This is a genomic window from Cupriavidus sp. GW821-FHT07C08 (genome assembly GCF_059419025.1).
In genome coordinates, this window is record NZ_JBWKQZ010000002.1 from 129569 (window position 1) to 151014 (window position 21446).

General features: G+C 61.5%; 21 protein-coding genes. 13 read left to right on the forward strand and 8 right to left on the reverse strand.

Annotated elements, in window-relative coordinates; all coding sequences use genetic code 11:
- Positions 1 to 22: 22 nt before the first annotated feature.
- The 6 genes from AC07UK_RS03775 to AC07UK_RS03800 all read right to left on the reverse strand — a co-directional run bounded on the left by AC07UK_RS03775 (position 23) and on the right by AC07UK_RS03800 (position 6038).
- Positions 23 to 1294: an NAD(P)/FAD-dependent oxidoreductase gene (locus tag AC07UK_RS03775; protein ID WP_058697558.1), complete on the reverse strand. Its 1272-nt coding sequence runs from the start codon at positions 1292 to 1294 to the stop codon at positions 23 to 25.
- Positions 1295 to 1322: 28 nt separating this feature from the next.
- On the reverse strand, positions 1323 to 2027 hold the full coding sequence (locus AC07UK_RS03780) for an ABC transporter ATP-binding protein (protein ID WP_058697557.1): 705 nt from the start codon (positions 2025 to 2027) through the stop codon (positions 1323 to 1325).
- A gap of 9 nt (positions 2028 to 2036) precedes the next feature.
- Complete coding sequence (locus AC07UK_RS03785) at positions 2037 to 2789, reverse strand: ABC transporter ATP-binding protein (protein ID WP_058697556.1); 753 nt, start codon at positions 2787 to 2789, stop codon at positions 2037 to 2039.
- Entirely contained in the window at positions 2779 to 3783 is a 1005-nt protein-coding gene (locus AC07UK_RS03790; RefSeq protein ID WP_058697555.1) for a branched-chain amino acid ABC transporter permease, read from the reverse strand. Before AC07UK_RS03790 ends, AC07UK_RS03785 begins: the two co-directional genes overlap by 11 nt.
- Positions 3780 to 4661 (reverse strand): branched-chain amino acid ABC transporter permease, encoded by an 882-nt coding sequence (locus AC07UK_RS03795; protein ID WP_058697554.1) that lies wholly within the window; start codon positions 4659 to 4661, stop codon positions 3780 to 3782. Before AC07UK_RS03795 ends, AC07UK_RS03790 begins: the two co-directional genes overlap by 4 nt.
- Positions 4662 to 4817: 156 nt before the next feature.
- Positions 4818 to 6038, reverse strand: a complete 1221-nt coding sequence (locus tag AC07UK_RS03800) for an ABC transporter substrate-binding protein (protein ID WP_233528042.1) — start codon at positions 6036 to 6038, stop codon at positions 4818 to 4820.
- 407 nt (positions 6039 to 6445) lie between these two features.
- On the opposite strand from AC07UK_RS03800, the gene AC07UK_RS03805 reads away from it, so the two are divergent.
- From AC07UK_RS03805 to AC07UK_RS03825, 5 genes are all read left to right on the forward strand, one after another.
- Entirely contained in the window at positions 6446 to 6925 is a 480-nt protein-coding gene (locus AC07UK_RS03805; protein ID WP_058697552.1) for a VOC family protein, read from the forward strand.
- Positions 6922 to 8145, forward strand: a complete 1224-nt coding sequence (locus AC07UK_RS03810) for an FAD binding domain-containing protein (protein WP_058697551.1) — start codon at positions 6922 to 6924, stop codon at positions 8143 to 8145. The genes AC07UK_RS03805 and AC07UK_RS03810 overlap by 4 nt, the downstream gene beginning before the upstream one ends.
- A gap of 36 nt (positions 8146 to 8181) precedes the next feature.
- Complete coding sequence (locus AC07UK_RS03815) at positions 8182 to 8541, forward strand: DUF485 domain-containing protein (protein ID WP_058697550.1); 360 nt, start codon at positions 8182 to 8184, stop codon at positions 8539 to 8541.
- Positions 8538 to 10181, forward strand: coding sequence for a cation acetate symporter (locus tag AC07UK_RS03820; protein ID WP_058697549.1), 1644 nt, complete (start codon positions 8538 to 8540; stop codon positions 10179 to 10181). Before AC07UK_RS03815 ends, AC07UK_RS03820 begins: the two co-directional genes overlap by 4 nt.
- A gap of 110 nt (positions 10182 to 10291) precedes the next feature.
- A complete protein-coding gene (locus AC07UK_RS03825; protein ID WP_081050226.1) occupies positions 10292 to 10966 on the forward strand; it encodes a TetR/AcrR family transcriptional regulator in 675 nt (224 codons plus the stop codon).
- Between the two features lie 118 nt (positions 10967 to 11084).
- Here AC07UK_RS03825 and AC07UK_RS03830 read toward each other — a convergent pair whose 3' ends face one another.
- Positions 11085 to 11543 (reverse strand): Lrp/AsnC family transcriptional regulator, encoded by a 459-nt coding sequence (locus tag AC07UK_RS03830; protein ID WP_058697548.1) that lies wholly within the window; start codon positions 11541 to 11543, stop codon positions 11085 to 11087.
- A 337-nt stretch (positions 11544 to 11880) separates the two neighbouring features.
- On the opposite strand from AC07UK_RS03830, the gene AC07UK_RS03835 reads away from it, so the two are divergent.
- From AC07UK_RS03835 to AC07UK_RS03860, 6 genes are all read left to right on the forward strand, one after another.
- The gene (locus AC07UK_RS03835) at positions 11881 to 12903 is read left to right on the forward strand and encodes an aldo/keto reductase (RefSeq protein WP_058697547.1); all 1023 of its coding nucleotides are present in this window, start codon (positions 11881 to 11883) and stop codon (positions 12901 to 12903) included.
- Positions 12904 to 13201: 298 nt separating this feature from the next.
- Positions 13202 to 14560 (forward strand): MFS transporter, encoded by a 1359-nt coding sequence (locus tag AC07UK_RS03840; RefSeq protein WP_081050225.1) that lies wholly within the window; start codon positions 13202 to 13204, stop codon positions 14558 to 14560.
- Positions 14557 to 15189 (forward strand): DUF4286 family protein, encoded by a 633-nt coding sequence (locus AC07UK_RS03845; protein ID WP_058697545.1) that lies wholly within the window; start codon positions 14557 to 14559, stop codon positions 15187 to 15189. Before AC07UK_RS03840 ends, AC07UK_RS03845 begins: the two co-directional genes overlap by 4 nt.
- On the forward strand, positions 15189 to 15632 hold the full coding sequence (locus AC07UK_RS03850; RefSeq protein WP_058697544.1) for a type II 3-dehydroquinate dehydratase: 444 nt from the start codon (positions 15189 to 15191) through the stop codon (positions 15630 to 15632). Before AC07UK_RS03845 ends, AC07UK_RS03850 begins: the two co-directional genes overlap by 1 nt.
- The gene (locus AC07UK_RS03855) at positions 15625 to 16341 is read left to right on the forward strand and encodes an SDR family NAD(P)-dependent oxidoreductase (RefSeq protein WP_058697543.1); all 717 of its coding nucleotides are present in this window, start codon (positions 15625 to 15627) and stop codon (positions 16339 to 16341) included. Before AC07UK_RS03850 ends, AC07UK_RS03855 begins: the two co-directional genes overlap by 8 nt.
- A 15-nt stretch (positions 16342 to 16356) precedes the next feature.
- A complete protein-coding gene (locus tag AC07UK_RS03860) occupies positions 16357 to 17415 on the forward strand; it encodes an SDR family oxidoreductase (RefSeq protein ID WP_058697542.1) in 1059 nt (352 codons plus the stop codon).
- Between the two features lie 42 nt (positions 17416 to 17457).
- On the opposite strand, the gene AC07UK_RS03865 is transcribed toward AC07UK_RS03860, so the two are convergent.
- Positions 17458 to 19140 (reverse strand): sigma-54 interaction domain-containing protein, encoded by a 1683-nt coding sequence (locus AC07UK_RS03865; protein WP_058697541.1) that lies wholly within the window; start codon positions 19138 to 19140, stop codon positions 17458 to 17460.
- Between the two features lie 268 nt (positions 19141 to 19408).
- Here AC07UK_RS03865 and AC07UK_RS03870 point away from each other — a divergent pair, with 268 nt between their 5' ends.
- Positions 19409 to 20638 carry a CaiB/BaiF CoA transferase family protein gene (locus AC07UK_RS03870; protein ID WP_058697540.1) on the forward strand — a complete coding sequence of 410 codons (1230 nt, stop codon included), beginning with the start codon at positions 19409 to 19411 and terminating at the stop codon, positions 20636 to 20638.
- A gap of 12 nt (positions 20639 to 20650) precedes the next feature.
- On the forward strand, positions 20651 to 21430 hold the full coding sequence (locus tag AC07UK_RS03875) for an enoyl-CoA hydratase-related protein (protein WP_058697539.1): 780 nt from the start codon (positions 20651 to 20653) through the stop codon (positions 21428 to 21430).
- The last annotated feature ends 16 nt before the right edge of the window (positions 21431 to 21446 follow it).

The window sequence follows — 21446 nt, forward strand, 5'->3', positions numbered from 1 at the left end:
GCACGACGCAAGTAACGGCGCCTCACCCCTGATGGGCCAGGTGCTGATGAACGAACGACACCGCCATGGCGCCCTCGCCCACAGCCGACGCAACCCGCTTGATCGAGTTGTGCCGAACGTCGCCTGCTGCAAACGAGCCTGGCACGCTCGTCTCGAGATAAAACGGCGCTCTTTGCAGCGGCCACGACTCGGGGGCACGTCCATCCCGCAACAAATCAGGCCCCGTGACCAGATACCCGGCGGCGTCCCGCACGATGTCGGTATTGCGAGCCCATTCGGTATGTGGTGCCCCGCCGATACACACGAAGATGCGCGTGGCGGCAAGTGTTTCCGTCCCGCCGTTCACGCGATCGCGAACCGTTACCTCTCGCAAGCGATGGTCCCCGTCGACAGCAACCACTTCGCAGTTGCTGACGACACGCACGACACTCGATCGCTCGATCTTCTTCACGAGATAGTCCGAGAGCGTTGCGGCCAGCGACGGGCCTCGCACAAGCATCACAACCTCGTCGGCGTACTCGGACAGGTGCATGGCCGCCTGACCGGCGGAGTTACCTCCGCCTACCACATAAACCGTTTCACCTTTGCATATGGGTGCTTCGCTTGCGCCCGCCCCGTAGAACAACCCCGCGTGCAAAAAGCGGCTCTCGTTCGGCAGGTTCAACCTTCGCCATTCGATGCCCGTCGCGCAGATGTTGGTCTTTGCCCTGAGCTTCGAGCCATCGGCCATGTCGACGATGATTTGACCATTCTCGAACGTAGCATTGACACCCTCGCGCATCTGGAGAATCTCGGCACCAAATCGAACGGCTTGCTGGCGGGCGCGTTCCGCCAGCTCGGCACCACTGATGCCTTGCGGAAAACCCATGTAGTTCTCGATCAGCGATGAGCAGCCCGCCTGTCCACCTACCGCGTGACGTTCGATAAGAACGGTCTTGAGCCCCTCGCTTGCAGCGTAAACGGCCGCACTCAATCCGGCTGGGCCCGCACCGTAGATGGAAACGTCGTATTCTCGCAGCCGCGGTACCTGCACCCATCCCAGTCGCGCGGCGACCTCCTTGACGCTCGGATCAAACAAGCGCGTTCCGTCCGGAAACTCACAAACGGGCAAACGTGTATCGTCCAATCCACGGATGCCGGGTATCGTCCTGGCGTCCTCATCCGACTGCAAAGGCCTCCAGTCGAACGCGACAACACTACGGTTCAGGAAGTCCCTCAACTCGAAGGCCTTCTTGCTGTCCGTCGCGCCGGTAAGGACAACTCTCGCACGCCGTTCGGTGTCATCAGTCTTCATGGCTTCTGGCCCTCCGTCACTCGTCTGATCAGACCGAGCAATACCGCTCCTGGATTTCCTCGTCGCCCAGCATTGCTTGCGCCGTACCGCTGTAGACTACCTCGCCCTGATCCAGAATATAGGCGCGGTCGGCAATTCTCAAGGCCAGGCCCACGTTCTGTTCGATGAGGAGAATCGTGACTCCGGCGCGCTTCAATGCCGCGAAATACTCGAACATTTCATCCACGAGAACTGGCATGATCCCTTCGGACGGCTCGTCGAGCAGCACCATCTTCGGCTTCGATGCCACTGCCCGCGCAATGGCAAGCATTTGCTGCTCACCGCCAGACATTGTCACTGCCTGCTGGTCGAGCCGCTCCTTCAGTCGAGGAAAAGTCTCGGCAATTTCATCAATGACATCCGACTCTCGTGTACGGTGCGGCGACGCGAGCAGTCCGAGTCGAATGTTTTCCCGAACAGTGAGACCAGGTACGATGCGACGCTCCTCCGGGACGTAGGCGAGTTGCCGCAAGTATCTCTTATGCGCAGGCTGCCCCAGGAGTTCAACGCCTTCAAACTTTACCGACCCGGTGACCTTGGACATGAGACCAGCGATGGACTTCACGGTAGTGGTCTTACCTGCCCCATTGCGGCCGATAAGACAGACCAGCTCGCCCTCACCAACCTTGAGGTCGACACCTTGCAATACGTGACTCGACCCGTACCAGGCGTTGAGATTCGCAACTTCCAGCATGATGTGCCCTCAATGGTTGCCTTGTCCAAGGTACACGCGCTTCACCAAATCATTGGCCCGGATATCATCCGGCGTACCTTCCGCGATCAGTTCACCGTGATGCAGGACTACGACACGCTCGCTGATCCCCATGACAAGCTTCATCTTGTGCTCGACAAGCACGACCGTCCGCTGTTCCACGAGTCGGCGGATAAGTCCCATCATCACCTTTGTTTCCTCCGGGCTCATTCCCGCGGTCGGCTCATCCATCAGTAGCAACTTCGGTTGAGCAGCAAGAGCGACGGCGATCTCGAGGCACCGTTGCTGCCCATGCGCGAGTTCCCTGGCGAAGCTCTTTGCGCGGCCAGAAAGTCCCACTGTCTCCAGCAGGACGCTGGCTTGCTCCGTCAGCCCCGACAAGGCTGAGCGTCGGCGCCACATACCGTAGCGCGAAACGTGCGCTTGCAAAGCAATCCGTACGTTTTCGAGCACGGTGAAGTTCGGAAAAAGGCTGGTGATCTGAAACGACTTGGCGATCCCGATATGCGCGAACTCGTGTTGCCGCATGCCGGTGATATCCCTGCCCATGAACAGAATCCGACCTTCACTAGGCGCGAACGCACCGGACAGCAGGTTGAAGTAGGTACTCTTTCCAGCGCCGTTAGGGCCGATGATAGACGTCAGCATTCCGGGGCGAATGCTCACGCTCACATCAGTGAGCGCCTTGAAGTCACCGAAGCGCTTGCTGACCCCTCTGGTTTCAATAATGGCGTCAGCGCTCATGGTGCACCTTCTCCAGAAACGTGCCCCAGACGCCCTTTGGGAAGAAGAGCACGAAGACCACGAAGACCGCCCCGACAATCAGCTGCCAGTGCTCAGTCCAGCCTGAAGCAAAATCCTGAATAAGCAGGAACAGCGCCGCGCCGACGAACGGACCGAAATAAGTGCCCATGCCTCCGAGCAGGCACAACATTACAACCATCCCGGACGTCGAGTAATGGAGTGTTTCAATGGGAACACTTCCGAGATGGATAGCGTTGAGCGCTCCGGCAAGGGCGCAGAAGGCGGCGGAAAGGACGAATGCCAACAGCTTCGTGCGTTCAATATCGAAACCACAGGCACGGGCGCGAGCTTCGTTCTCGCGGACGGCTTCGATAACGCCACCCAGAGGAGATGCGAGGATGCGAGAGAGCACCCAAAGAGAGACCGAGACGAGCGCGAAGATGAAGTAGTACTTCTGCAACGGATCGAGCAGGTCCAGACGGAATCCAAAGAGATCCAGCTCGGCAATGTTCACGCCTCGCAATCCGTTCTCCCCCCCGGAGCTTGGCATCTGATAAACCAGGAAGTAAACACATTGGGACAGCGCCAGCGTCACCATCGCAAAGTAGATGCCCCTGGTCCGAATGGCCAGGAGTCCCATCACGAGGGCTACCATGCAGCCAGCGACCATGGCCGCGGGAATCGCCGCCCACCATGCCAATTGGTACTGTGCGATAAGAATGCCCGCCGAATATGCACCGACCCCGAGGAATGCGGCATGGCCAAACGAAAGGAGACCGGTGTATCCGAACAGCAGGTTGAAGCCGACTGCAAACAGTCCATAGATCAGAACGTTGATGGCCAATGAGTGGTAGGGCACCAGCCATGGAAATGCCGCGAAGAAGACGACAGTCGCCAGGACGCGGTGCATCGCGACAACCCTGCACATCTGGCTTGCAAGTCCGGTAGCTTCATTCCTTAGGCGAATGGCGCCATGAACATGGAAGTTCTTCATGTCATCAATCCTGTTCGGCCGAAGAGTCCTTGCGGCCGGATGAGAAGCACTGCGGCCATGATCACGAACATGGACACCTTCGCTGCCTCAGGGAAGAAGAGTACGGCCATGCTCTCCACAACGCCGACAAGCAAGCCCGCCACGACGGCACCCATCAAGGACCCCATCCCGCCCACAACGGTAACAACGAAAGCTACAGTGAGAACGGACGTCCCCATTTCCGGCGATACGCCTTGCAACGGCGCCGACAGGACGCCAGCCAGCGCCGCAATGCCAGTACCCATCCCGAACACGATCAGCCAGACACGTGAGACGTCGATGCCAAGTACGCGAACAATGACCGGGTCACGGGCTCCTGCCCGGACAATCAGGCCGAATGGCGTCCGCTCGATCAGCAACCACAAGGCGAGCAGCAGAAGCGAAACGACGCCGATCACAAACAATCGGTAGGTAGGAAAATCGGCAAAGCCAAGATTAGTAGCCCCTTGCAGGACTTCCGGGGTGTCGAACGGCAGCCCGGCCTTTCCGAACCAGATACGTATGGCCTCGACCATGATGTATGACAAGCCGAAGGTGAGCAGAAGCGGGTAGTCGATACCGCGACCATACAAGGGGCGAATCAGCCATCGCTCGCATAGCATGCCAATGGCCGCAACGGTCAACGGAGCAACTACGAGCGCAGCCCAGAAGCTTCCTGTCTTTTCGACAGCCAGCAGCCCAACATAGGCGCCTATCATGTAGAAGGCGCCGTGCGCAAAATTGACAACTGTCAGCATCCCGAAGATAAGGGACAGGCCGACCGCCAGCAGCACGTAAATTGCACCTAGCGCCAGCCCTGTAAAGAGCTGCAGTGCCAGTAGATCTAATGAGATTTCCATCGCTTTCCCGCCTCTCGCCGTGCGCCCGCTACGACAGCCCTAAAACTTCCTCTGGCGACGCTGCAGGTGCAAGGCGCTAGCCACGATCAGTGACATCATGCTCCGTAGGGACGACCAGCGTTGTAACGGATCGCCCCATACCGACCTGCCGATAGCTCAGCCCTTGAAGCCGAGTTCGGTGCACGGACGCAACAGCTTCTCGCTGGCTGGTTCGACGTGCAAAACCTTGAACACGTCGTCGGGATTGGCCGCTTCCTTGGAGTTCGACTGGATCACAAGTACCGACTGAACGGATTGCTGGTCACAGGGTCTGTAGTACTGCTGCCCCTTGTAGGTGTCATATTTCAGGTTGCGCAGCGCCGTCGCGACCTTTTCCGTCTCGCTGCTACCGGCGGACTTGACCGCCAGGAGCAATGACTTGACGGCCGAGTATGCCATCGCGCCATAGTCAGACGGGTAGCGTCCCTCGTTCTTGGCCCGGAAAGCCGCATTGAAGGCTTTCGCGGATGACGTTGTCGCTTCCATCTCCCAGAAGTACTGCGTCCCGCCAATGACACCTTCATATGTGTTAGCCCCGCCTGCGACGCGAGAGGTGTAAGTCATCACGGGGGTGACGAACTTTATGGACTTCTTCATGCCGTAGTCCGAGGCCTGCTTGATGGAGATCTGGTTATCGCGGCCGAAGTTGTTGAATATCAGCACATCCGGCTTGAGTGCCATCAGCCGTGGCAGAAAGGTGGAGTAGTCCTGTTGCCCAAGCGGATGCCGCACTTCGCCAACCACCTCGGCGCCAAGGTCTTTGGCCACTCGCGTGAAGCCGCGCGTCATCTCGTGGCCATAGGCGTAGTCAGCGGTCAGGAAGGCAATACGCATCCCCTTCTTGAAGACATAGCGGCCCACGGCCTGCGTCGTCATGTGGGGATTCATTGCCTCATGAAACGTGTAAGGGCTCGCATCGGTCGCCTCATTAATGACGTCGGACTGACTGATCGAGATATAGATGACCTTGCGCTGCTTGGTAACGTTGTTGATGGATAGCTGCGTCGCGGCAGAAAGACCACCTACGATGAACTGCGCACCGTCCTTCTCGAGCAATTCCAGGGTCCGCGTGGCTGCCTCACCGGGATTGAGCTTGTCGTCACGCACCAGCAACTCGGCCTTGCGGCCGTTCAGACCGCCGGCATCATTGAATTCCTTGACGGCCAGCTCGGCATTTCGCACCTGGTCCTTTGCCTCCGCGCCGTAGGGACCGGTAAGCGGTACAGGAAGCCCAATCTTGATCGTCTGTGCTTGCGCACCCACGGCGAGCAAGCCAGCGAACACCCCAATACAGAAGCGACGAGCGGTGCGCTGCGCACCCATGACTGCATGTCCCATGAAGGTCTCCTGTTAGGCCGCAGCTATTCGATGCAGCCCGGTTCTTTGTTTAGCTATCGATAACTTTGATATACGTCAAATTGCTTGTCAAATGATAAATACGAAGGGAAAACCCGGAGAAGTACACCTGGTCTGAGGACGCCTTGGGCAAGGCTGCCGCTGTGATTGTGACCTCCCGTCTACCCTGCCAACGGATCGCTTTTCAGTTTGCGCAGCAGCAATCAGACTGACGAACTCGCCGGCTTCCACGCTTCGGCGTCTAAAGGTGCACCCCAGGTCATTTATCGGCCGAAAATAATCAGGAAGTTAGGGTATGTCCCACCCTAGAGGTTCTTGGCCTCCAACAGCTTCCGCCCTACTATTTATCCATCGATCACTGATCGGTTGATAATTTACAGGAGGCTTCGATGGCACTGGCCAAACTAGCACACTATTCGATACGCACCACGGACCTGGAGCGGTCCTGCGCGTTCTACGAACGCGTCCTGGGGTTCCGGCGCGGCTATCGACCACCCTTCGACTTTCCCGGCGCATGGCTCTATATGGGTGACGACGAGAGCGACTACGGGACGGTTCACATCATTGGCGTGGATCCGGACAACCCTTCCGGCCTGTCCGCCTATCTGGGCGACAAATCCCTGCCCGCGTCTGGCACCGGCACGCTGGACCACATCGCCTTCCTGGCCACGGGCGTCGAGCAGATGTGGGCGACCCTGCGTGCTGAAGGCATCTCCTGGCGTGATCGCACGGTACCAAGCCTCGGCCTGCATCAGGTTTTCCTCGAGGATCCTTCCGGCGTCACGATCGAACTCAACTACCCCGCTGCCGAAGTGGCAGGACTGGCACTGCCCGACAGTGCACAAGCAAAGACTGGAGCACTGGCATGAATACCGTATTGCACAACAAGCCGAAGGCGATTGTCGTAGGTGGATCGCTGGGCGGGCTGTTTGCGGCCAACATGCTCAGCCGCAATGGCTGGAATGTAGAGATCTTCGAGCGCACGCCCGAAGCGCTGACTGGGCGCGGCGCCGGCATCGTCACGCACCCGGAATTGTTCGACGCGCTGGCATCGGCGGGCGTGGTGGTCGATGAAAGCATTGGCGTGCACGTCAATACCCGAATCACGCTCTCCCGGGAGGGTGTGTCGCTTGCCGATCGGGACATGCCTCAGACGCTGACCGCCTGGGGCAAGATGTATGACGTGCTCGGCAAGGCTTTCACGGGCACCTATCGGACGGGCGCGTTCGTGACGTCCGTCGATACGTACCGGGACCACGCTACGGTGACGCTGCAGGACGGTTCGACCCACCGGGCCGATCTGGTTATCGCCGCCGACGGCTTCCGTTCCAGCGTGCGCGAACAGCTCTTGCCTTCGGCCGGCCTGGAATACGCCGGATACATTGCGTGGCGCGGCCTGGTCGACGAGTCACAGCTTTCGCCCGACACTCACGCGGCGATCTTTGACAAGTTCGCCTTCTGCCTGCCTCCGCGCGAGCAAATCCTCGGGTATCCGGTGGCGGGTGAAGCCAACAGCACCGAACCTGGGCAGCGTCGCTACAACTTCGTCTGGTATCGCGCGACGCGCGAGGACGACGAATTGCCCGATCTGCTGACTGACGCCAGCGGCAAGCGCTGGCCCAACGGCATCCCGCCGGGCCTGATTCGCCCCGACGTGATCGCCGACATGGAAGATGCGGCGACATCCTTGCTCGCCCCGCAGTTTGCCGAGGTCGTCACCAAGACAGCCCAACCACTGTTCCAGCCGATCTTCGATCTGACGGTGCCGCGCATGGCTTTCGGCAGGATTGCCTTGCTCGGTGACGCCGCTTTTGTCGCCCGCCCTCACTGCGGCATGGGCGTCACCAAGGCTGCGGGAGATGCGATGGCAATCGTGCGCGCCCTCAGCGAACATTCGACCGTCGAGACGGCCCTCGACGCGTACAGTACCGAGCGCGTCCAGTTCGGACATGCGATTGTCGAGCACGCGCGCCACCTCGGCGCCTACATGCAGGCCCAGCTCAAGAGCGATCAGGACCGCGAAATGGCCGAACGTTATCGCACACCGGAGGCGGTCATGCGCGAGACAGCAGTATCCCGTCAGTTCTGACGCAGATCCAGACAACAGGCATATGGAGACAATGTCATGACCCACACCGCCCCCTTTCCTTCGGCGCCAGGACTAGCCCGCATCGACGGCTCGGTGGACCCGCACCCGATGCTGAGGCAACCGCGCTTCGAGCGCTTGCACCGCGCGCGTCGCGCCTTCTCCTGGACGCTCACCGCTGTCATGCTGCTGGTCTACTTCGGTTTCATTCTCACGCTGGCCTTCCGCCCGGACTTGCTTGCCGTGCCGCTGACGCCGGGACAGCCGATGACGGTGGGCATTCCCATCGGCTTTGGCATGTTTGCCTTCACGTTCGCGATGGTGGCAGTCTACGTGTACCGCAGCAACACCGTCTACGACAAGATGATCGACGAGATCCGCCAGGGAGAGCCGTCATGAAACGCGTACTGACTGCAGCCGCTGCCCTCACGGCTGCCACTCCCGTGCTGGCAGCCACCCCGCCGGTTGGCCAGGGCCTGAACCTGATCGCCATTGCCATGTTCCTGGTGTTCGTAGCCGCGACGCTTGTCGTGACGCGGTGGGCGGCAAAGCGCAATAACAGCGTCGCCGACCACTACGCCGCGGGCGGCAAGATCACCGCCATGCAGAACGGCTGGGCCATTGCCGGCGACTATATGTCCGCCGCATCGCTCCTCGGCATTTCGGCGCTCGTCTTCACCAGCGGCTATGACGGCCTGATCTATTCGATCGGCTTCCTGGCAAGCTGGCCGATCATCCTGTTCCTGATCGCGGAGCCGTTGCGCAACCTGGGCCGCTATACGCTCGCCGATGTGCTCTCGTACCGGCTCAAGCAGCGACCCATCCGGGCGTTCTCGGCGTCGAGCTCGATCGTGATCGTCCTGCTCTATCTGGTGTCGCAGATGGTGGGCGCGGGCAAGCTGGTGGAGTTGCTGTTTGGTTTCAGCTACACCTCGGCCGTGGTGCTGGTCGGCGTGCTGATGGTCGTGTACGTGTTCTTTGGCGGCATGCTGGCCACCACCTGGATCCAGATCATCAAGGCCGTCCTGCTGCTTGCCGGTTGCGCCTTCATGGCCTTCATGGTGATGAGCCGCTTTGGCTTCAACCTGAACAGCCTGTTCGAGCATGCCGTCACCACGCATGGCAAGCATGACGCCATCATGCGTCCAGGCGGTCTGGTGTCCGACCCGGTGTCGGCCGTGTCGCTCGGCCTGGCGCTGATCTTCGGCACCGCAGGCCTGCCGCACATCCTGATGCGCTTCTTCACCGTCAGCAATGTCAAGGCCGCGCGCAAGAGCGTGCTCTATGCCACCGGCATCGTCGGCACTGGCTACGCCATGATCATCGTGATCGGCTTCGGCACGATCGCACTGGTCGCCGGCGATCCGCTGTACCACAATGGCACAGGTGCCGTGATCGGTGGCGTCAACATGGTGGCCGTGCACCTGGCCCATGCGGTCGGCGGCAACGTGTTCCTCGGCTTCATCTGCGCCGTGGCGTTCTCGACTATCCTTGCCGTCGTTGCCGGGCTCGCCCTGGCTGGCTCTTCCGCCATCTCGCATGACCTCTATGCAACGGTCATTCGCCAAGGCAAGGCATCTGAGAAGGATGAGATGCGGGTCTCGCGTACCACTACGCTGGTGCTGGGTGTGCTGTCGATCCTGCTCGGCATCCTGTTCGAGAAGCAGACCATCGCCTTCATCGTCAGCCTGACGTTCTCGATTGCCGCCAGCTCCAACTTCCCGGTGCTGCTGCTGTCGATCTACTGGCGGGGACTGACTACGCGTGGCGCCGTAATCGGCGGGACGCTGGGACTCGTCACGGCTGTGGTTCTCACGATCCTGAGCCCAACGGTCTGGGTGCAGGTACTGGGCCATGCCTCGGCAATCTACCCGTACGAGTATCCGGCACTGTTCTCCATGCTGGTCGCGTTCGCCGGCATCTACGCCTTCTCGGTGACGGACCGTTCGGCAAGAGGCGCGTGGGAGCGTGCGGCGTATCAGAATCAGCGCGTGGCTTGTGAATTGGGGATGGGGACCAAGGGGACGGCCGAGGCGTAAGGGCATGACTTCTACCCTCTCCCACCTGGGAGAGGGGCCCTTAACCGGAGCATCCGCGGCATGGTCGGGTTCCCACGGGCGCGATCCGCGGCAAAGTCGGGCCATACATCATGGAAACAAGCAAAGTAGCGGATTGGGATAGCGCCTCCGACAAAGTTGCCCGTCGGCTCCTGCCCGCGGAACGGCAACAGCAGATTGTCGAAAAGGCGATCGAACACTTTACCCGGAGCGGCTTCGGAGGCAGTACGCGCGATCTCGCCAGGCAGATCGGGATCACCCAGCCGCTGCTCTATCGGTACTTCGAGAACAAGGAGGCCCTCATCGAGCGCGTGTACAACGAGGTCTTCCAGTGGCGTCCCGAATGGGAACAGCAGATCGCCGACTGTTCGCTCCCACTGATCGAGCGGCTCTATGCCTTCTATATCGACTACTCGTCAGTGATCCTGCGCGAAGAATGGATCCGGCTGTTCATCTTTTCCGGCCTGACCCACGAGGGCATCAACGACAGGTACATGGACATGCTGCGCAGCAAGGTCTTCCTGCCGGTCCTGGCTGAGATACGCGAAGCGTTCGGCATTGCCGCGCCGCGCAATGCCGCGGAAAACGATGCCGCGATCGAGATGGTCTGGAGCCTGCACGCGGCAATCTTCTATCTGGGCGTGCGCAAGTGGGTGTATGGACTCAGTGTGCCGGACGACATGGAAGCGGTCATCCGACAAAAGGTCGACATATTCTTGTGCGGTGCCCCGGCTACCTTGCGCAAAATCCAAGGCGCCACGATTTAGCGCAACGCTGGAACTTCCCTGCCGCGGGCTGACTCGAGCATGTGGCCACCTCGGCGGTCACATGCAGCCTCGACGGCTTTGATACGGCGAGATCTGCATCGCGCCACGCAATGCAGCTTCAAAGGAGGATCGTGGACGTCTGCTTGATCCGCTGCATCGGGATTTCGCTCTTGACGTTCTGGACGGCCTTCAACCGGGCAAGATGGGTCATCTGAAACTGCCGGTACGCGTCCAGATCCTGGCTCACGACGCGCAAGAGAAAGTCGCAGTCGCCCGCCATCAGGTGACACTCCGTCACCTCGGGCATGTCCTTGATGGCTGCCACGAAGCTGTTGACCGTCTCCTCGTCCTGCCCCTTGAGCCAAACTCGCACGAAGACCGTCAGGCCCACGCCCACCTTCGCCGGGTTCACAACCGCAACGTAGCGCTCGATAACTCCCGCCTCCTCCAGCAATCTGACGCGCCGCAAACAGGGCGAAGGAGACAGCCCCACCCGCTTGGCCAGATCCACGTTCTGCAAACGTCCATCCTCCTGCAAGGCGTTCAGAATCCGGCGATCGATGTTGTCGAGCTTCATGTTCTCACGGCGGGCAGGATGGGCCTGCTTGAGTGTTCGTGTGGCACGCCATGCTAGCACATCGATTCGTTGCACTTAGTCGCCGTGAATGACTGGTCTCGCAGGCTAAGGCGCCCAACTGTCTTCCGCGTGCACAACCGCGGACAGTCATTGTCCTCTGCGCGTACATGCCAACGCCACAAAAGCGCCTCTGCACACGCCGCCTGAACGTAGAGAGGACGATCCCAGGCTGGCATGCATAGTGCTCAGCCAATCGCTCGACCCGACAGACGGTGCGGAAGCAATGCCTTCCGCTCCGATCCTCGGAGCGTCATGCATACAACCTGGAGACATACGCATGGAATACGTCCGCCTCGGCACGACCGGCCTGAAGGTTTCGCGAATCTGCCTCGGCATGCTGACATTCGGGAGCCCTGAGTGGCGTCCCTGGGTCATGGATGAAGACGCATCCCGGCCGCTGGTCAAACGCGCGGTCGACCTTGGCATCAATTTCTTCGACACCGGCGACACCTATTCGGGCGGCATGTCGGAGGTCCTGACCGGCAAGTTCCTCAAAGAGATGTTTCCGGGGAGCCGACGCGAAGAAGCCGTGGTCGCTACCAAGGTCTACGAGCCGGTCGATATTGCCTACGAGGGCGTCAAGATGGCCTCGTTCGTGCGCCGGCCGAACAGGGATGGCTTGAGCCGTAAACGCATTTTCCATGCGGTCGACGCTTCGTTGCAGCGCCTGGGTACCGACTACATAGACCTGTACCAGATCCACCGTTACGACACGCAGACGCCGATCGAGGAAACGATGGAGGCCTTGCATGATGTGGTCAAGGCCGGCAAGGTCCGCTATCTCGGCGCCAGCAGCATGTGGGCGTGGCAATTTGCGAAGGCCCAGCAGGTGGCGAAGGAAAATGGCTGGACCCGGTTCGTCAGCATGCAGAACCACTACAACCTCTTGTACCGGGAAGAAGAGCGCGAAATGAATCCCTTGTGCAAGGACTCCGGTGTAGCCCTGCTGCCGTGGAGCCCGCTCGCCCGCGGCTTCCTCGCGGGCAACCGCAAGCGTGAGGGGTTCGGAGACACCGAGCGCGCAAAGACCGATCATCTGGCCAAGAAATTCTATTTTCGGGAATCGGATTTCAATGTCGTCGACAACCTCACCCGGATGGCCGGCCAGAAGGGCATCAGCAACGCGGAACTGGCCTATGCCTGGCTACTGCACAAGGGCGTGACGGCTCCCGTCATCGGCATCAGCAAGGCGGCCCAACTGGACCAGGCGGTGGCCGCGCTGGAAGTGAGGCTCACACCCGAAGAAGTTCGGCACCTCGAGGAAGGATATGAACCGCATCCGGTGCTGGGACACGTTTAGGACCTGGCACTGACAGCCCGACGCCGCCGCGACCGGCCGGCCTGATGCCGGCCGTTCTTTCCAGCCTTTTTTGAGTGGCGCGCGCCGCGCGCCAGGACCGATGTCCTCGCGGCAAACATGTACGTGGACACAATTGTCATCCTGACAACGCTCCGACCCCAGAAGGCACGCCTGTTTGCCCTTCAGTTGCGTCGTCGCGGACATGGCATCGATGTTGCGAGGCTTCCCCGGCGGAGGGATTTCCGGTGAGCTTCTTCCGTCCTAACTATCCAACATCCACTCCAACAATGGAGGAGACATGACGACATCGCTTCAGTCCATTCCCGGGGCACTTAGTCCCGATGCGGTTGATGAGAGCATCGCAGAACAGCAGCGCATCGTATCGAAAGTCATCCGAAAGATCATGCCTCTGGCATTGATCGGGATCTTCGTGTCCTATGTCGACCGCACCAACCTCTCCGTTGCCGGCCCCGACATGCAAGCCGCGCTCGGCCTGACGCCGGCAATGTTCGGTCTGGCCTCGGGACTCTTCTTTATCGGTTATGTGCTGTTCGAGATCCCATCGAACATTGCTCTGCAACGTTACGGCGCCAAGCTTTGGATCGCCCGGATCATGGTCACGTGGGGCCTGATCTGCATGGGCACATCCCTGGTCACCGGTGCCACGTCGCTCTATATCTTCCGCCTGTTGCTTGGGGTCGGCGAAGCCGGCTTTTACCCCGGCATTCTCTTCTATCTCAGTCTGTTCGTGCCGATCCGCTATCTGACCAGGGCATTTGCGGTATTCCAGATCGGCATTCCCATTTCACTGGCGCTGGGCAGCGCCATGACCGCCGCCCTATTGACCATGGACGGGATCCTTGGCGTTTCCGGCTGGCAGTGGGTCCTGATCATCGAGGGCGCCCTGGCCGTGGTGGTGGGCATCATCACCTGTTTCGCCATGGCCAGCACCCCTGAGAAGGCGCGATGGCTGACGGCCCGCGAGAAGCAGACGCTCATCGCGGCGATCCGCAGCGACCGGAACAGCGGGGCCGATGACAGTCACGGCCTGAGCGCCATCGCCTCGGTCATGAAGACCCGCGCGGCGTGGTACTACTGCTTCCAGTACACGTCCATGCTCATCGGCTTCTACGCCGTCACCTACTGGCTGCCGCAGATCATCAAGCTGCGCTTCTCGGTCAGCGCGGTCCAGGCCGGACTGCTCTCGGCGGTGCCCTGGGTGTTCTGCGCCATGGCGCTCTTCACGCTGTCGCGCATTCCGCCGCGCGAAAAGAATCGCGCCGGCGTGCTCAGCGCCATCCTGATGCTGGCGGCGATCGGATTGACCATGTCCGCATTCGCGCAGAGCGCTATCCTGGCGTTCGCCGGGCTATGCATGGCTGCCTGCATGCAGGCAGCCGTGCCCCTGTTCTACAGCTTTCCGTCACAGCACTTTGCCGGCGCACGGGCGGCCGTTGCTCTGGCGCTCGTGAATTCCGTCGGCAATATCGGCGGCTTCTTCGGCCCATACATCCTCGGCGTGTTCCGCCAGACCTTCCACACCGACACCGTTGGCCTGGTGTTCCTGGCAGGAACGTTCGTGATCGCCGCGTGCATGGCATTGGGGCTGCCCCGGCAACTCAGGTCGGCCGAAGCGCAAGCCGGAGCACGCGCATGAGCGGGATCCTGGCTATCTGGAATGACTGCAATGCGTCGCGCGCAGCAGCCTACGAATCCTGGTATCAGGAGGAACACCTGCCGGAGCGGCTTGGCATCGCCGGCTTCCTGACGGGTCGCCGGTTCGAAGCCATCTGCGCTTCGCGGCAGTTCCTGACCACCTACGAGGTGGTCCATCCCGAGGTGCTGAGGTCGGCGGCATATCGCGAACGGCTCGCCCACCCCACCGCGCGCACCATCTCCATGATGCAGGACGGCTTCACCAACATGTCCCGCACGGTCTGCGAGCGGCGCGATCTCCGCGGGGCGAGTCGCGGCAGCGTGGTGCTGACCGTTGCGCTGAATGCAGCCGATGCCTACCCGCGGCTGCGCGACGCCGTTGGCATGCTGGAGGTCGACGCGGCGCACACGCATTCCGAGATGTGGATCTCGGCGGAGCCCGACACGAAGGAGATCTCCGCAGAAGAAGCACTGCGCGGCGGTGACGTGAAGATCAACGCCTGCCTGGTGTTGGAATACCTGCGGCCCGAAGTGGCAAATCGCGTGGCGAACACGCTGCGCCGGCAGTTCCCGGACGCCTACGTCGGCACCTATCGTCTGCTGTGCTCACTGAACCAGGAGGACTTGTAATGCGAATTCTGCTGATCCAGGGTGCCAACATGGAGTATCTGGGTTTTCGCCAGCCGGAAATCTATGGCACCACCACCGCCGCCGAACTGGACGACATCCTGCGCGCGGACGCCGTGGGGCTCGGCATGCAACTCGACATCCTCTACACCAACGTCGAAGGTGAAGCCATCAGCGCCATTTATCGCGCCACACGCGAGCAAGTAGACGGTCTTGTCATGAATCCCGCGGGCTTTCTCTATGCGGGTCATGCCTTGCGCGATTGCCTGAAAGCGGTGCCGCTGCCCTACATCGAAGTGCATATGAGCAATATCGACGCCCGCGGCATGCATTCTGTTACCGCTTCCGAGAGCGCAGGCATGGTGACAGGGCTTGGTGTCGACTCCTACCGGCTTGCGCTGGTTGCCATCCAGAAGGTCATTCACAAGAGGAACAAACATGCCTGAAGCGAAACCAAGAACGGCGCTGGTTACCGGGGCGGCCGTTGGCATTGGCCTTGCCATTGCCGAACGCTTCGAACGGGACGGCTGGACCGTATACCGATTTGACCGCATGCCGCAGGATCGCGAGCGCGCCGTAAGCGGTGATGTCCGCTCCGAAGCGGACTGGCAAAGGCTGGCAGATCGTATCGGTACCGAAGTCGGGCAACTCGACGTGCTGGTGAACAATGCCGGCATCCTGCGCGAGGCGCCATTGGAGGACACCAGCCTGGCGGACTGGAACGAAGTCATCGGCGTCAACCTGACCGGCGCCTTCCTTGGCTGCCGGACCATGCTGACGCTGCTGAAGCGCAGCGACTCGCCGTGCATCCTCAATGTGGCCTCCATCGACGCGCTGCGCGGCAGCCTGCGTCACAGCGCTTACGCCGCCAGCAAGGGCGGCGTGGATTCCCTGACCCGCGCCCTGGCACTGGAACTGGCCAACGACGGCATTCGCGTCAACGCGATCTGCCCCGGCACCGTCGATACCCCGATGTTCCGCAACATTCATGGCAACACCGCGGATCGGGCCCAGGAGCGGCTGGCGTTGCATCCCCTGAAGCGAATCTCGACCGCGGAAGACCAGGCAGCGGCGGCGGCCTTCCTGTGCAGCGCGGAAGCCGCCTTCATCACCGGAGCGTCCCTGAGCGTCGACGGCGGCCGGGCCATTCGATAACCAGCAAAAGACACCATGACACAACCAAGGAAGACCGCACTGATTGCCGGCGCCACCGGCGTGGTAGGACGGAACCTGCTGCGGCTGCTTGCCGCCGACCCGGAATGGGATGTGATCGCCGTTTCGCGTCGCGAGCCAGATATCACCGGCGAGTACCGCCACATCCCGGCCGACCTGCTTGACGCCGGCGATACGAAGGCCAAGCTCGGCGGGCTGCGGGAGGTCACCCATATCTTCTTCTCTGCCTACATCGAGAAGGCCGGCTGGGCCGAAATGGTGGCGCCGAACATGGCATTGCTCGCGAACCTGATGGATGCCATCGAGCCGGTGGCGGACCGGCTCCAGCACGTCAACCTGATGCACGGCACCAAGTGGTATGGCAATCATCTCGGACCGTTCAAGACGCCCGCAAAGGAAACCGACCCGGGTCACATGCCGCCCAACTTCTACTATGACCAGCAGGCATTCATCGCCCAGCGCCAGAAAGGCAAGGCGTGGACGTGGTCTGCCGCGCGCCCCCACGGCATCTGCGGCTTTGCCATCGGCAACCCGATGAATCTCGTCATGGTCCTCGCCGTGTACGCCACTATCTCCAAGGCACTGGGGCTGCCGTTGCGCCATCCGGGCTCCGAGGCCAACGCGCGCGCGCTGTACAACGTGACCGACAGCGGCTTGCTGGCACGCGCCTGCAAGTGGATGGCAACCGATCCGGCCGCTGCCAACGAGCCGTTCAACATCACCAACGGCGACATTTTCCGGTGGCAGGACTTGTGGCCCGCCATCGCGCGCTACTTCGACATGGAAACCGCTGCGGCCCAGAAGATCGATCTGGTCCACATGATGGCCGACAAGGGACCGCTCTGGGAGCGACTGGTCAGGGAGCACGACCTGCGGCCGATCCCGTACGAGCAACTGGTGGGCTGGAAGTACGGAAACTTCGTCTTCACCCCGGAGTTCGACGTCATTTCGTCCACCACCAAGGCTCGCCAGCATGGCTTCAGCGAAGCCGTGGATTCGGAGCAAATGTTCCTGCGCCAGTTCGACGAACTGCGCGCAAACCGGATCATTCCGTAGGCGGGCACTAGCGACGCTTGCACCGCCGGCCCGCGCAACCGCCTAGCGCGGCGCCGGCACCTCGCTCTTTTCTTCCTCCATCATGCTCAGGCGCTTGTAGAGGTACGAACGCGAGATCCCAAGTTCTTCGGCGACGCGCTTCTTGTTACCACCGGTACGGCGCATGGCTTCCAAAATCAACGCCGATTCCAGCCGTTCCTTCGCTTCACGGATATCGGGCTGCCGCGACTTTTCCGCGGCGCCCGCCGGGGCTCCGCTCTGGCGCCACGCCAGCGTCTGCTCAGCGCCTTCCATACTGCCGAACTCTGCGACCGACAAGACCGGTCCGTCGCAGAAGATTGCCGCGCGCTCGATCGCATGTTGCAGTTGCCGGATATTTCCCGGCCAGGCGCGCGACTGGAGGAAGCGGATCGCGGATTCGGCAATCGACTTCTTCGGCGCGCCGTGCCGGATCGCAAACGCCTCCAGGAAGGTATCGGCCAGCTCCGGAATGTCCTCCAGACGGTCGCGCAATGCCGGCAGCCGCAGCGTCACCGCGCTGATCCGATAGAACAGGTCCAGCCGGAAGCTCGAGTTGGCGATCATCGCCTTGAAGTCCCGATTGCTGGCCGATATCAGGCGGAAATCCGAATGCCGGGCGCGATCGCCCCCGACACGCTCGAACTGGCCATCCTGCAGCACGCGAAGCAGCTTGACCTGCATGTCGATCGGCATGTCGCCGATTTCATCGAGAAACAGCGTGCCGGTATCGGCGGCCTCGAACTTGCCCTTGCGGCCTTTTCGGTCCGCGCCGGTGAAAGCGCCGGGCTCATAGCCAAACAGTTCGCTCTCGACCAGGTTGGGCGGCATCGCCGCCGAGTTCACCAGCACTAACGGCTTGTCGCTGCGCGGGCTTAGCATATGGATCGCGTGCGCCACCATCTCCTTGCCGGTCCCGCTCTCGCCCGCCAGCAATACCGGCACATCCAATGGCGCCACGCGCAGGATGTCCTCCTTCAGCCGTCGCACGGCATCGCTGCTGCCCACGATCTGATCCAGGCCGTAGCTCCGGTTGCGGATCCCGGACAACTCCCGGCGATAGAAATCGAGTTCCTGCTTGACCTTGGCAAGCTCCACGGTGAGTTCGCGCATGGCCTCGGGCCCCTTGAACATCACCTGCCCGATGGCTGCCACGACGCGCTTGTTGCGATCGAAGATCGGCAGCCGCGACACCACGCGCGTCACGCCGTTCATCTCCTGCAACTGGGCCACCTGCCCCTTGCCGGTCGCTACCACCTCCTGCAGCTTCGTGTTCTCGATCACCGATGTCACATCCCGCCCGATCGCCTCGCCATGCTTGAGGCCGAAAAAGCGCTCATGGACCGGGCTCATGTAAGTGATGCGCGCCGACGTATCCACCACGACCATCGCCTTGTAGGGATCGGTAATGAAATGCCTGAGGATGTCCGGCGCCGCATCCACGCTTGCCAGGAACTCGCTCAGCTCATCGCCTTCCTGCACGGCAAAGATCAGGAAGCACACTGAATCGCGCGTCGGGATCGCCGCGACCGTCAGTGGGCGCTCCAGGTCGGCCATGGCCGACATCCGCCTGAGCGGCACGCGGTCGCGGTTCTGCCAGAGCCGGCCCAGCGACTTGGCGACCAGCGAATCCCTGCCGAGTCCGCTGGCGAATGTTGTGTTGCCCTCGGCATCGAGTACGAGGACGCCCTCTGATTCTCGTTTCATGTCTCCACCACGGTTCGTCTGTTTTACGGAACGCTGTGTATTCGGCGACTACACAATTGCCTTCTCGATGGCAGGCAAGGACACTGCAAAGACAGTCTCATTCTAAGCAGTTTCCCCCCGGTTCGTCGGCCTTCCGATCCGCCCGCAAGGCCGCTAACGCAGGCAGTGCCTAAGCCCCCAGGCAATCACTCGCGTAGCCGCAAATTTCGCGCCATGTGTTGGCACACGCTTTGCAGTATGTCGGTCACTTGCGTAGATCCGACCTGAAATGGACACACTGAAGACACTCCCGTTCCAGACACCCGGCGCAGGCCTTTCCTGCCTGCGGGGTATTCGCGTGCTCGACTTCACCACCTCGGTGGCTGGCCCTTATGGCACGCTCCTGCTCGCCGACCTGGGGGCCGAGGTCGTCAAGGTGGAAAAGCGCCATGGCGGCGACGATACACGCAGCTGGGGGCCGCCGTTCCTGGACGGTGAGTCCCTGTGGTTCCTGAGCATGAACCGCAACAAGCAGAGCATGACCATCGACCTCACACGCCCGGAGGGCCAGCGGGTGGCGCATGAACTGGTGCGCCATGCCGACGTCGTCGTCCTCAACACCGCCCAGCGTGTGCAGGAAAAGCTCGGCCTCGATTACACGACGCTCAAGGCCATCAACGGCAGGCTGATCCATGTGTCCGTGACCGGGTTCGGGCTCGAGGGCGAACGCGCCGACCTGCCATGCTACGACCTCATCGCAGAGGGCTACTCAGGAGTCATGCACCTGACCGGCGAGGCGGATCGCCCGCCCCAGAAGGTCGGCACCCCTGCCGCCGATCTGCTGTCCGGCCAGGACATTGCCATGGCCACGCTGGCCGCGCTGTTCGAACGGGAACGCACGGGGGCCGGAAAGCAGATCGATGTGTCGATGGTGGCGACGATGGCGCGGTTCATGGCGCCGCGGATCGTGCCCTATCTGGGTTCCGGCGAGGCGCCGAACCGCTCGGGCGGGACTGATTCCGTGATCGCGATCTATCAGGTCTTCGATACCGCGGATTCCCCCATCACGCTGGGACTCGGCAACGACGCCATCTGGCAGCGCTTCTGGACGGCGGTCGGGCGTCCGGACTACGCGCGGCAACCGGGATTCGAGACCAACGCCCGCCGGCGCGAGGCGCGCCAGGCGATCGTGCAGGCCATTGCCGAACTCCTTGCGACGCAACCACGCCAGCACTGGCTTGCGCTGTTTGCGCAACACCGCATCCCGTCCGGCCCCATCAACAGCATTGACCAACTGGCCGACGACATCCCGCTGCGCGAGAGCGGCATGTTCTTCGCCACCCAGGGCATTACCGGCCTGGTGCCGCAGGTTGGCCTGGGCATCCGCTTCGACGGCGCCAGTGCCGTGCTCCGCAACCCGCCGCCGGCGCTGGGCGAGCACACCGAACGCATTCTCAGGGAAGAACTTTCCATGTCCGCGACATGCATCGCGGGCCTCATCGACTCAGAAATCGTCTAAACAGGAGACACGATGTCCTATACCGAAATTCTCTACAAGGAAGACGGCCCCATCGGCACGATCACGCTGAACCGTCCCCACGACGGCAACATGTTCACCGAGACCATGTGCCACGAGATCCGTGACTGCATCAACGCGATCCGCCGCGAAACCCGCACCCGCGTCATCGTGATCACCGGCGCGGGCGACAAGTTCTTCTGCACTGGCGGGCGCAAGGACGGCATGCAGGACACCACGCTCTACGCGGGCGTGCTGCCGACGCTGGAGATGTACGAAAGCATCGACCGCCTGCAGAAGCCGGTCATCGCCTCGGTGAACGGCTTTGCCGTCGGCGGCGGCAACGTGCTGCAGGTGGTCTGCGACCTGACCATTGCCAAGGAGTCGGCCATCTTTCGCCAGGTCGGTCCGATGGTCGGCAGCTTCGATGCGGGCTATGGCACCTGGTATCTGGAAGACCTGGTGGGAAAGAAGCGCGCCAAGGACATCTGGTATCGCAATCCCAAGATGACGGCACGCGAAGCCATGGAAATCGGGCTGATCAATCGCGTCGTCCCGGATGAGCAACTGGCCGAAGCCACGCGCGAATATGCGCTGGAGGTGGCCGAGCGCGGCGCGTTTGCGCTCGCCTCGCTGAAGAGCGCGTTCAACGCGCGTCATGGCGGTGTCAGCGGGCTGTCCCGCATGGCGCATGACCTGCTGCTGCGCGGTTATCTCGACACCAGCGAACACGACGAACTGGCGGCGGCGTTTGCCGAACGCCGCAAGCCGGATGCTTCCAAATTTGGCCATTGATGCCCGGGTGAAGATC